The organism is Rhizobium sp. 10PS4, from assembly GCF_032464805.1.
Classification (GTDB): domain Bacteria; phylum Pseudomonadota; class Alphaproteobacteria; order Rhizobiales; family Rhizobiaceae; genus Rhizobium; species Rhizobium laguerreae.
This window is the reverse complement of sequence record NZ_JAWDIW010000012.1, coordinates 245,722-257,524: the sequence shown is the minus strand read 5'-3', so window position 1 is coordinate 257,524 and position 11,803 is coordinate 245,722. Positions and strand designations below refer to the sequence as shown.

At 62.4% G+C, this 11,803-nt stretch carries 10 protein-coding genes; 5 read left to right on the top strand and 5 right to left on the bottom strand.

Annotated features, from left to right (window positions below):
• Position 1 precedes the first annotated feature (1 nt).
• The 3 genes from RWJ89_RS23415 to RWJ89_RS23405 all read right to left on the bottom strand — a co-directional run bounded on the left by RWJ89_RS23415 (position 2) and on the right by RWJ89_RS23405 (position 4,152).
• Positions 2-622, bottom strand: coding sequence for a (2Fe-2S)-binding protein (locus tag RWJ89_RS23415; protein ID WP_222061969.1), 621 nt, complete (start codon positions 620-622; stop codon positions 2-4).
• A 20-nt stretch (positions 623-642) separates the two neighbouring features.
• Positions 643-852: a hypothetical protein gene (locus RWJ89_RS23410; RefSeq protein WP_143529518.1), complete on the bottom strand. Its 210-nt coding sequence runs from the start codon at positions 850-852 to the stop codon at positions 643-645.
• 324 nt (positions 853-1,176) lie between these two features.
• On the bottom strand, positions 1,177-4,152 hold the full coding sequence (locus RWJ89_RS23405) for an NAD(P)-dependent oxidoreductase (RefSeq protein ID WP_222061968.1): 2,976 nt from the start codon (positions 4,150-4,152) through the stop codon (positions 1,177-1,179).
• Between the two features lie 366 nt (positions 4,153-4,518).
• Between RWJ89_RS23405 and RWJ89_RS23400 the strand changes: the two genes are divergently transcribed.
• Positions 4,519-5,430: an acetamidase/formamidase family protein gene (locus RWJ89_RS23400; protein ID WP_221988779.1), complete on the top strand. Its 912-nt coding sequence runs from the start codon at positions 4,519-4,521 to the stop codon at positions 5,428-5,430.
• 12 nt (positions 5,431-5,442) lie between these two features.
• Here the strand turns inward: RWJ89_RS23400 and RWJ89_RS23395 are convergent, their stop codons facing one another.
• Both RWJ89_RS23395 and RWJ89_RS23390 read right to left on the bottom strand, forming a co-directional pair.
• Positions 5,443-6,345 carry a proline iminopeptidase-family hydrolase gene (locus RWJ89_RS23395; RefSeq protein ID WP_026264678.1) on the bottom strand — a complete coding sequence of 301 codons (903 nt, stop codon included), beginning with the start codon at positions 6,343-6,345 and terminating at the stop codon, positions 5,443-5,445.
• Positions 6,346-6,410: 65 nt separating this feature from the next.
• Positions 6,411-7,208 (bottom strand): helix-turn-helix transcriptional regulator, encoded by a 798-nt coding sequence (locus RWJ89_RS23390; RefSeq protein ID WP_131665861.1) that lies wholly within the window; start codon positions 7,206-7,208, stop codon positions 6,411-6,413.
• A 158-nt stretch (positions 7,209-7,366) separates the two neighbouring features.
• Here RWJ89_RS23390 and RWJ89_RS23385 point away from each other — a divergent pair, with 158 nt between their 5' ends.
• Genes RWJ89_RS23385 through RWJ89_RS23370 form a run of 4 tightly spaced genes read left to right on the top strand, consistent with a single transcriptional unit; the run spans position 7,367 to position 11,801 of the window.
• The gene (locus tag RWJ89_RS23385) at positions 7,367-8,257 is read left to right on the top strand and encodes a proline iminopeptidase-family hydrolase (RefSeq protein ID WP_131665778.1); all 891 of its coding nucleotides are present in this window, start codon (positions 7,367-7,369) and stop codon (positions 8,255-8,257) included.
• 51 nt (positions 8,258-8,308) lie between these two features.
• Positions 8,309-9,247, top strand: coding sequence for an ABC transporter permease (locus RWJ89_RS23380; RefSeq protein ID WP_131665779.1), 939 nt, complete (start codon positions 8,309-8,311; stop codon positions 9,245-9,247).
• Positions 9,244-10,095, top strand: a complete 852-nt coding sequence (locus RWJ89_RS23375) for an ABC transporter permease (RefSeq protein ID WP_131665780.1) — start codon at positions 9,244-9,246, stop codon at positions 10,093-10,095. The genes RWJ89_RS23380 and RWJ89_RS23375 overlap by 4 nt, the downstream gene beginning before the upstream one ends.
• The gene (locus tag RWJ89_RS23370) at positions 10,092-11,801 is read left to right on the top strand and encodes an ABC transporter ATP-binding protein (protein WP_316031503.1); all 1,710 of its coding nucleotides are present in this window, start codon (positions 10,092-10,094) and stop codon (positions 11,799-11,801) included. Before RWJ89_RS23375 ends, RWJ89_RS23370 begins: the two co-directional genes overlap by 4 nt.
• Positions 11,802-11,803: the final 2 nt, after the last annotated feature.

Genomic DNA, 11,803 nt, shown 5'->3' with positions numbered 1-11,803 from the left:
CTCAGCCCTCCTTCGAATTGGCTGCCACATCTTCGATGGCAGCGACGATCCCGGCATACGCGCCGCAACGACAGATGTTTCCACTCATGAATTCGCGGATCGAGGTTTTGTCGGTTGCATGACCGTGTCGAACGCATGCGACGGCGGACATGATCTGGCCCGGCGTGCAGTATCCGCACTGCAATGCATCGTGATCGATGAAGGCGGTCTGCATCGGATGAAGCGTATCGCCCTCTGCAAGCCCTTCGATGGTCGTCACCTGACGTCCGTCGACTTTCGCCGCAAGCGTCAGACAGGACACGACGGTTCGGCCGTCGAGGTGCACCGTGCATGCGCCGCACTGACCATGATCGCAGCCTTTTTTTGTTCCCGAAAAGCCAACGCGCTCGCGCAGCAGGTCAAGAAGCGATGCGCGTGAGTCAATATCAAGAGCGACGGCCCGTCCATTCACCGTCGTCGAAACGAAGAGAGTTGTGCCCGTTTCATTCGAAACAGAAGTCTCCTGGGCGGCAGCAGGTTGCAGTGGAAGTATCGTTGCGACTGCCACACCGGCACCCGTGCCAAGGACGGCTCGACGCGTCACACCAGCGCCTTGAGAGTCTGCGGGACTTTGCTCTGCCATTTATGCTCTCCTCCTGGACTTCAAACCAATGTCTGGACGCGGCGGTTACTCGCCAGGAATAGCTCATCGCTGTCGCACAACTGTGCCGCGGCATGGGGAATTTGTCGCAAACTGTCGCAAATTCGCAGCAGATCTAGGCTGCTGCCGGCGAAGGAGATATCTGCGGTCGAGAAGCGTGTGGAGATGACATGGCGGTCGTGGACCGCATCGATCCCCTGGTTGCCGTTCATGCCTAGGCGAGGTGGTCGAAATCGGCACCCGAACGGAAATTTTGCCAACCCTTAGCATGACTGCACCACGAGGCTCCTCGAAGCCGTCCCTTTGCCCGACCGGGATAGGCGCAATACGCGGCGAACCGTCGAACCTGCCCTGGTTTAGCTAAACCGTTGGTTTTTTTGAAACTCTGTCAAAGCTGATTAGGGCTGCGACGTCGCTGGCCAGTTAGAAACGCGACACTGGCGTCCGGCTTGCTCCGCCGATCAGCCCCCGCTCCGAATGTGGCGCGAGCCGGCGCGGTCGGAAAAAGAGCGGCACGCATCGGGCGTGACCGCGGCTTACTCCGCCGCCGGTCCGTAGAGGCCAAGCTGCTCGAGAAGCGCCCGCTGCCGGCCGGCATTTTCGGCCAGCAGACCGGTATAGCGATCGATGATCCGGTCGCGGTGGCTCGGATCGCAGACAACAGACAGCGCGCCGACGATCGCCGCGACCTTTTCCGAGGTCCGCCGCAATTCGTCGAGCAGTTCCGAATTGCCGCTGATCTCGCTGACCACCCGCTTCGTCACCCTGCCGATTCCGGCCGGTGTGCGGCCGCCTGCCGAGACGTATCCTTCCGGCAGATCACCCTTCAGATTGGTGACCGACTTGAAGCGGATGACATCGAAGATCTGATCGACCGCCTGCTTGGCGCCGGTCACCCGCGAAGGATGGTCGGTATCGGCGGCGGCATGCGGCAGCAGTTCCAGCTTGCCCTTATGGCGCTCTTCGAGCGGCAGATAGGGAACCATCGGTCCGCTGAGCTTGCCGGTCGCTGCATCCTTGAAGAGATCGGCGTCGATTGCCGCATGGGCAATCTTTCCTGATGACAGCGCCTGGTCGAGCGCCGCCGCATCGACGACCTCGCCCCGGTCGTAGTTGACCAGCACCGCACCATCGTTCATCGCACCGAGAACCTGCGTGTCGACCACCCCTGCGTTGGAGTAGACGCCGGTCGCAGCATCCAGCCGGCCGAGACCGATATGGATGGAGAGCACGTCGGCGCCGGTCGCCGCGTCAACCGGACTTGCGGCGTAATAGAAGCCTTCCGACTCGATCCAGCCTTGGTGACGCTGGCGCGCGTAGACCGCCACCTTCATGCCGAAAGCCTTGGCGAGCTTGGCGACTTCGCGGCCGATATTGCCGTAGCCGAGAATGGCGATTTTCCGGCCCTCCAGCTTGGCGGTCGGGAAATTCTTGAGCTGGCGCCCGGTATCAAAGTCGCCTTTGGCGACCATCTGGTGCAGCCTGTCGACGGGCAGGTCGGGAACGACCTTGAGGATTGCCTTCATCGCCATCTGAGCGGTCGCCCGGCTGTTCATGCCGGGCGTGTTCATCAAAGGCGCCTCGCCGCCCTCGCCGTTGCCGCCGCCCCAGGAGGCCGAGCCCATGTTGCCGGTACCCGCGCCGATGCGCACGCCGCCGAACGGGAAGACGGAAGCCTTCGGGATGAAGGTCGCCGCCGCGATCAGCGCGTCATACTGGCCCTTGTCCGTCTGCGGCAGGATTTCGGCCTCGGTGCTGAGATTCGGCTGGTAGAAGAAATGGATGCGGCCCTTTTCCAGCGCCGCCCTGTCGCCGATCGGGCCGGCATGGAAGACGCCGCCCCTTTCCCCGACATAGGTCCTGATCTCGCTGTCGTCGGGCTCCCCATCGGCGCCGAGGCGCAGGCCGACCAGATCGGCGATCAGCACCGTATAGGCGTGTTCGGGATCGTCCTTGCGGACCATCGCGCCGGCCTTCGCAGGCGCCGCGAACGTGACGCCCTGCTTTGCCAGTTCCTCCTCGATCACGACGATCTTGGCGCGCAGATAGGCATATTGCAGGTTCTCCAGCAGCGCGACGACATCGGTCGGCTCGCGGATGCCGCCGACCCAGGCGCGGTAGTCGCCGGGCGTTCCCGGGAATGCGTTGACATAGCGCGCCGCGTCGAGGCCGGGCTCGAACGCGCCGTTCGGATGGGTAAAGCCCTCATAGCCGAGTAGTTGCTTCGAACGCGCGATGATGCGGCCATGGATTGCAGGATCGGTGATGCCGGCGTCCTCTACCTTTAACAGTGTCACCGCCGCGCCGCGCCGCTCGGCATCGATGACGGTGAGCGAAAACAGCGGGTGCGACTCGACCCAGCCGTCGATCACCGCCCGATTGGCCGCAGACCGCTTGTTGAGCTCGACCACCGAGCCGACCCGCGCCTCGGACTGCAGGAGGCCGAAGGTGGTTTCGGCAAAGGCAAGCGCGCTGTAGGTATTGATGACGCCGCCGAGCATGCGGTCTTCCGCTGCATCGTAAAACGGCCCGGCATCCACGGATCGCTTGGCTGAAAGCGGCTGCCGGGCATCGATCGGCGGCGCGATCTTGAGCTGGCGCGGGATCGCCCAGGACGGATCCTGCTGGTTTTTCTCAACGAGCGCCAGGGCATGCGGCGTGAAGGAGGCGACGAAATACCCCGACACCCCGCCGATCGCCTTCTGGAACGGCATGAACAAACAGCATTTCGCCATCACGGCGTCGACCAGCTCGGGCTCCCAAGGCATGGCGCCCAGCATCGACGTCGCGTCGAACACTGCATGACGGTTTGCCGGATCGCCATCGATCCAGTTCAGCAGCTCTTGGATCTCGCGGCTGGTATAGGCATTGGCGCCGGTCGTCTCGTGGCCGACGCCGACGAAGATCGACACGCCAAGAGCGAAAAGCTCGGCGGCCGTCGGGATCACACCCTCGGAGGCGGCAAAATGAATGCGGCTATCGCAGCCTTTTTCGGCGAAGCGCTGCATCTCGATCAGCTGCGTGGCCCAGGACTGACGGAAGAAGCCTGCCGCGCGGGACGGATCGCTTTCCGGGCGCGGCGTATCGACGTAGACGCGCTGCGAGGCGTCGTTGGCGTTCATCAGGTGCTGCACGCAGACAGTAAAGCCGCTGTGACCGCCGCCGAGTCCCACAGCCATCCGGTTCGTCTTCGGGAAGTGGAAATAGCGGTGGATCGCCCGCATCATGTCGGTCAGAATTTTGTCCGCAGGGTAGCCGCGATGCATGCTGCGGGAAATTTCGGCGGTGGTGAAACCGCCGATGTCGTTACCCCTGTCGTCGAACTTGCGATAGGTCTTCTCGATCCATCTATCGAAAGCGATGCGCCGCAGGCGGCTATCCACCTCGTCGGTGGTCGCATCCGTGATCGGACCGACGCCGAAAAACGGATTGGATGGCAGCTTCGGTGTTCCCGACTTCGTCAGTCGGAGCGCTTCAAGTCGCTGTTCCTGCATCTGTTCGACATTTGTCATGATCTGCCTATCTGTCTGAAAGGAAGGTGGGCGAGGCGGTCAAGGTCGTGATCATGGTATCGCGTTTCGGCGATTGCCTGAATGATCTTTCCTGTGCAAACACGTGGCCGAAACCCCTTCGAGCGCTGCGGCAAGAGTCGCCTCCACCGGGGTGGATATGGGTGATGTACTCCCCTATGCGGTTGCCGCGATCACAAAGACGCCCCTCGTGCCACCCTTTCGGCACCGCGCCATCGGCTGCCGGTTTCGCGTGGTGCCGCGCGGATATTGGCATTGCAGGCAATCTCTGATCTAGTCTGCAACTCTCTCGGCCGGGCACTTCAACTGCAGGCTCATGACCATCGAAACGAGCGAGAGCTGTATTTCATGACCACTCACCGCTTCATTCCGACGAGCTTTCACAATGTCATCGGCTCTCTTCCACCGGCCCTGCACATCGCCGACGGCGATACCGTGGTCACCGAAACGCTCGATGCCGCCGGGCATGGCAAGGACGGCATCAAGCGGGCATCCGGCCCCAATCCCATGAACGGCCCGATCTTCGTGGAAGGGGCTGAGCCCGGGGATGCGCTGAAGGTCGAGATCATCAGCATGATCCCGACCAGGGACACGGGTTTTACCCGCAGCGTCGTCGCCGCCAATGTGGTCGATCCCGACGCGGTTCGCGACCTGCCGCCGCGCGATATCGCCATCTGGGCGATCGACCGCGAAGCCCTGACAGTCCGGCTTTCCGAACCGGTTGCAGGTCTTGAAGATTTCGTTCTGCCTCTCGACCCGATGATCGGCTGTTTCGGCGTGGCGCCCAGCCTCGGCCAGGCGATATCGACTGCGACCAGCGGCGAATATGGCGGCAACATGGATTATCGGCTGTTCGGCCCCGGCACCACGGTCCGCTTGCCTGTAGCGGCCCCCGGCGCCCTATTCTTTCTGGGCGATTGCCATGCCGTGCAAGGGGATGGCGAGATCGTCGGAACCGGCGTCGAGACGACGTTCGAGGTCACGGTGCGGCTGACGGTGGAAAAGAAGGCCGGACTGGTCTGGCCGCGCGGAGAAACGGCCGAAGACATCTTCACCATCGGCAACGCCCGCCCCCTCGATCAGGCGCTCCAGCACGCCACCAGCGAAATGTTGAACTGGCTGGCGGCGGATTATGGCCTGGACAGGACGGCGGCCAGCCATCTGCTGGGCCAGGTGGTGCGTTACGATGTCGGCAACGTCTTCGATCCGGCCTATACGATGGCCTGCCGTGTCGCCAAAAAATGGCTGGTTCGCCGATAGACGACCGCTTCCTCAATCGTGCCGGGACAGGAAACCGGAAACGGTCGCCAGGCAAAGCTGCTTTTCCTCGACATGCGGCATATGGCTGGAATTTTCGAAGAGCACCCATTCGCAGCCGGGAACGCGTTCGAGATAGGGCCTTACCACCAGGGGCGTCGCCTCGTCGTATTTTCCCGAGATCAGCAGCGTCGGGGCTTCGATGCGGTCGAGCCTGTTCTCGATCGTCCAGTCCTTCATCGTGCCGATGACGTGAAATTCGGTCGGGCCGTTCATGTTGCGGTAGACGGTGTTGTCCTCGTCCATGATGGCAAAGGTCCGCGCCACTTCAGGCGGCCACGGCACCACGCGACAGACATGGCGGTCATAGAAGACGCGCGAGGCGGCGATATATTCCGGATCGGTGAGGCTTCCCGCCAGCTCATGCTTCAGCAGCGTGTCCTGTACCTCCTTCGGCAGTTCCTGCCTCAGCCGGTTCGCCTCCGAAACCCAGGTATGCATGTTGGCCGGCGAGTTGGCTATCACAAGCGCCTTCAGCCCTTGCGGCCGGCGCACCGCGTGTTCGGCGCCGAGCATGCCGCCCCAGGACTGGCCAAGAAAGGCGTAACGGTCCTGGATGCCGAGATGGGAAAGCAGTGCGTCCAGCTCCTCAAGGAATAGGCCGACCGTCCAGAAATCCGGGCCCATTTCCGGAAGTCGGGTGGAATTGCCATTGCCGAGCTGGTCGTAATGAATGACCGGACGGCCGTCGAGGGCGGCGATATCTTTGAAGGAATCGACATAATCATGGGTGCAGCCAGGCCCACCATGGGCGACGACGAGGGGCAGCTTGCCGCTCTCCAGCGAGCCGGTGACTCGATACCAGGTGCGATAATCGCGAAAGGGCAAATAGGCTTCGTTGGTCGTGACTTCGCCCACGGGCGTCTCCATCTCTCGGCGTCATGAAAAAAATCATAACGCGGCGGCGGCGGCCAAGGCAGCTATCACAAGTTATAGGGTGGCCAATTATGGGTCGGCCGGTCTTCGAGCAGGCGGTAGTGGGTGGCGCGCACCACGGCCTGGGTTCGGTTGCGGGCGCCGAGTTTCTTTGTCGCGGCGTTCAGATGCATCACGACGGTTGGTACGGAACGGTCTATGATGCGGGAAATTTCCTTGGCGGAGTAGCCTTCCGCCGAATGGCGCAGGCATTCACGTTCCCGTTCGGTCAGACGGATCGTGCCGACGCTCTTCGCCCGTGTGTCGAACAGCGAATAGGCGGTCTCATGGAAAACATGGGCAAGCAGGTTGAAGTCGGCGATATAGCGCAGTGCGTGCCGTTCGAATTCTTTGTTCCGGCCGAAGCGGATGCCGGTGACGGTGGCATAGTCGCCGCGTGGCATATGAACCGGAACGGTGACGCCGGTCGACATATCGCGTTCGCTCAAATAGCGCGTCACCGGCGCCGTGTCGTCGGTCATGAAACGGTTGATCAGCGTGTCGGCGTCCGGGTCGTAGTTCCAGAAGAAGGGTGCGGAAGTGCGCAGTGCCACCTGCTGCACCGGATCGATACGGAAATAGCCGCGATTGAACCAGTAATCGTGCATGTCGTCGGAAATATTCCGCAGCTTCAGCAGCGATGGTATCATGATCGCGCCGTCGAGATCGTAAGGCACCGGCGTATAGTCGTAGATCAGCGCCTCGAAGCCGATCTGCTTCATCGCCTCGAAGGCTTGGTCGATCCGGCCGTCCAGCGTTTCATGTACTGTAAACTGCCGTCTGATCGTTCCGATCTCGTCAAGAATGGGGTCGTCACGAATGGGGTCGTCAAGCATGGGCTGCTCCCAGGTTCGGCATGGCGCCCACCCTATCACTTCTTATAGCTGGCACAGAATGGGATTTGAGGTAAAAATTTAGCCATGCCCAAATATTGAGCAAGCGAAATCTTCTGCCGGAGCGATCAATGTGGCGTGAAATACGGCCGGACGAGCGATTCGAGATCGATGTCGATGGCTATCGCGTCGTTGCCTATAGCTTCGGGGCCGGCATCGAGACGGTTTTCTGCTTGAACGGCGGGCCCGGTCTGCCCTGCGATTACCTGCGCGAGGCGCATTCCTGTCTTATCGACAAGGGATATCGCGTCGTCGCCTTCGATCAGCTCGGCACCGGCGCCTCCGACCGGCCGGACGATCTCACGCTCTGGACGATCGGCCGTTATGTCGAGGAGACGGAGACGGTGCGCAAGGCGTTGGGGCTCGGCAAGGTCCACATGCTCGGCCATTCCTGGGGCGGCTGGCTGGCGATCGAATATGCGCTGACCTATCCCGAGAACCTCAAGACGCTGATCCTCGAGGATACCGTCGCCGACATGCCGCATCTGATCTCGGAACTGGAACGGCTGCGCGCAGCGCTCGGTCCGGAAACCGTCTCAATGATGCAGAAGCACGAGGCGCAGGGTACCTACAATCATCCGGAATATCTCGCCGCCATCACGATCCTCAACTACCGCCATGTCTGCCGACTGCCGGAATGGCCGGCGCCGGTGCGCCGCTCGCTCGACGATTGGAACATGGCGCCCTACGAGACGATGCAGGGGCCGAACGAGTTTCTCTATATCGGCAACCTCAAGGACTGGAACCGCATCTCCGCCCTGCCGCGGCTGACGCTGCCGGTGCTCATCACGACGGGAGAGCATGACGAGCTGACGCCGGCCTGTGCGCTCAGGATGAAGCTTGCGCTGCCGAATGCCGAGCTGAAGGTATTTGCCAATGCCAGCCACATGCCGTTCTATGAGAACCCGCAGGATTATTATCCGGCGCTTCTCGATTTTCTGGCCCGGCACGAGGCAGGCTGATGCAACAGGTAGCCGACCGAACCCGACGAAGACAAAGGGGCGATCGCCGTCATGCATCGCTATAAATTCGTTCTGACGCGACCGCTGCAGTTCCTGCCCGTGATCTTCGGCATCAGCGTCATCACTTTCATTCTGGTCCGGCTGATCCCTGGCGATCCGGCGCGCAATATTCTCGGCACGCGCGCGACGCCGGCAGCACTGGCCAGCATCCGCGCCCAGTACGGGCTCGATCAGCCGATGTGGCTGCAATATGTCTATTTCCTCAAGAACCTCGCCAATGGCGAGATGGGCAAGTCGATCCTCTACAAGATCGACGTGCTGAAGCTGATCGTCACCCGTATCGAGCCGACGCTTGCGCTCGTCGTCTCCAGCGTCGTGTTTTCGGTCCTGATCGCGGTGCCAATGGCGGCGATCGCCGCGCGCAATGCCGGCCGGGCGCCGGATCATGCGGTGCGCATCGTCTCGACCTTCGGCATCGGTTTTCCTCCCTTCTGGCTGGGGTTGATGCTGATCATCCTCTTCAGCGTTGAACTCGGTGTGCTGCCGGTTTCGGGCTATGGTGCGACGATCGGCGAAAAGCTGTCGCATCTCGTGCTGCCGAGCCTGACGGTCGCGCTGTCGCTCTCGACCGTGCTGACGCGCAGCCTGCGGGCAGCGATGATCGAGCAACTGAAATCGGATGTCGCGACGGCGGCGCGTGCCCGCGGCATGCCGGAGAGGATCGTCTTCTGGCGGCATGTCCTGCCGAATTCGCTGGTGCCGACGATCAATTTGCTTGCTGTCAACATCGGCTGGCTGATCGGCGGCACGGTGGTGGTCGAGAGCGTCTTTGCGCTGCCCGGCATGGGACAACTGCTCGTCAGGGCGATCTTCTCGCGTGACTATATGGTGGTGCAGGGCGTCGCCATGGTCTTTGCCTGCGCCACCGTGCTCATCAACTTCATCGCCGACATCGTCACCGTCGCCGTCGATCCGAGAGTGAAGCTATGAGCATCGAGGCGATCACCCCCGCCTCCCCCGGCTGGCGCCGGTTCTTCGGCCGGCGGCCGATGCTTGTGTTCAGTGCCGGCCTGCTGCTGTTCTTCGTCCTGCTGGCGATCGGTGCGCCCATCGTCGCGCCTTACGACCCGATCATGCAGAATGCCGAGGTGCGCCTGCAGGCGCCTTCGCTGTTACATCCCTTCGGCACCGACAATTTCGGCCGCGATATCCTCTCCCGCGTCATCTGGGGCGCTCGCCTCGACCTGCAGATGGCGCTGATCGGCGTCATCTTCCCCTTCGTGATCGGAACGACGGTCGGAACGATCGCCGGCTTTTTCGGCGGGATCGTCGATGCGCTGTTCATGCGTCTTGTCGATATCATCCTCGCCTTCCCCTTCCTGGTGCTGATGCTGTCGATCATCGCGATCCTCGGCCCGGGCCTCGGCAGCTTCTACATCGCCATGGCGCTGGTCGGCTGGGTTTCCTATGCGCGGTTGATCCGGGCGCAGATGCTGGTGCTGAAAGGCAGCGACTACGCCGTTGCCGCCGTCAGCCTCGGCTTCAGCCGCCCGCGCATCATGTTCCGCCACCTGCTGCCGAACGCGATCGCCGGCTCGATCGTCTTTTCGATGTCCGATGCGACGCTGGTGCTGCTCAGCGGCGCCGCCGTCAGCTATCTCGGCCTCGGCGTCCAGCCACCGATCGCCGAATGGGGCGTCATGGTCGCGGAAGGACAGAGTTTTATCACCACGGCATGGTGGATCACTTTGTTTCCCGGCCTCTCCATCGTTTGCCTCGCCTTCGGTTTCAGCATGCTGGGCGACGCGCTCGGCGAACTGCTGGGGGTGCACGAATGAGCGGCTCCGTGTTGTCCGTCCGTGATCTCACCGTCAGGGCGCATGTCGATTCCGGCCCGCGCATGCTGCTCGATGCGGTCTCGCTCGACCTCGGCAGGGGCGAGATCCTCGGTCTTGTCGGCGAGAGCGGCTCGGGCAAGAGCCTGTTCTGCCGTTCCCTGGTGCGCCTGCTGCCCTCCTCGCTGCTGAAGATCGAAAGCGGTAGCGTGCTGCTCGAAGGGCGTGACCTCATGCGGATCGATGATGGCGAGATGCTGAAAGTGCGAGGCGGCGAGATCGGCATGATCTTCCAGAACCCGACCAGCCATCTTGACCCTGTCATGCGGATCGGCGATCAGATCGCCGAGGGCATCCGCTATCATCAGGGCCTCGGCGCCCGCGAGGCCCGCACCGCGGCGACGGAAATCCTGGCGCAGGTCGGCTTCCCCGATCCAAAACGCCAGTACGACAGCTATCCGCATGAATTTTCCGGCGGCATGCGGCAGCGGGCGATGATCGGCGTGGCGCTGTCCTGCAATCCGAAGATCCTGATCGCCGACGAGCCGACGACGGCGCTCGATGTGACTATCCAGGCGCAGATCCTGCGGCTGTTGATTGACATTCGTGATCGGCGTGGCCTGTCGATCATTCTGATCACCCACGATCTCGGTATCGTTGCCCAGACTGGCGACCGTATTGCCGTGCTGCGCGGCGGCAAACTGCTCGAAGAGGGGCCGAAGCGGACGATCCTGGCGCGGCCGCAGCATCCCTATACGATCAATCTGATCAACAGCCACCCTTCCATCCCAGGCGAGATGTCCGCGCCGCTGCTCGAGCTTGCGGCGGCCAGCCAACCGGCGAGGCCATTGCTCGAAATCGACGATCTCCACGTGCGTTTCAGAGCCGGCGGCGCCCTGCTCAGGGGCGGTGCCAAGACGGTCAGCGCCGTTGCCGGTGTCAGCCTGCAGATCATGCCGGGCGAGACGGTCGGCATCGTCGGCGAATCCGGCAGCGGCAAGAGCACGCTTGCCCGCGCCGTGCTCGGCCTCACCCCGCTTTCCTCAGGCCACGTCACCTTCGACGGCGTCGATCTGGCGCTGCAGAAAAGTGCCGGCCTGGCAAAGCTCAGGCGCGAGACGGCGATGGTCTTCCAGGACCCATACAATGCGCTCAATCCGAGACTGACGATCGGACAGATGCTGGCCGAGGTGCTGAAGGTGCAGGGCAAGGTCGCCAAGGGCGATATCCCTGTTCGAATCGGCGAACTGCTCGATCTCGTCGGCCTCGAACGCGAATTCGCCGGCCGCAAACCGCGGAGCATGAGCGGCGGCCAGTGCCAGCGCGCCGGGATCGCCCGTGCGCTCGCCGTCGATCCGAAGCTGATCATCGCCGACGAATGCGTGGCGGCCCTCGACGTCACCATCCAGGCGCAGATCATCGGGCTCTTCCGCGAGCTCACGGCGAAGATGAACCTCACGCTGCTCTTCATCGCCCATGATCTCGCAATCGTCCGCAATCTCTGCGAACGCGTCGTCGTGATGTATCGCGGCGAGATCGTCGAGGAAGGCCGCTCCGAAGAGGTTTTCGCGCGGCCGAAGCATCCCTATACCGCGGCGCTGATCGCCGCCATTCCCGACATCGATCCTGACAAGCGGCTGCTGCAAGGCGCCGGCGGCAAGGACGATCCGCATTCGATGCCGATTCAATCAATCAAACGCATGCCATAACA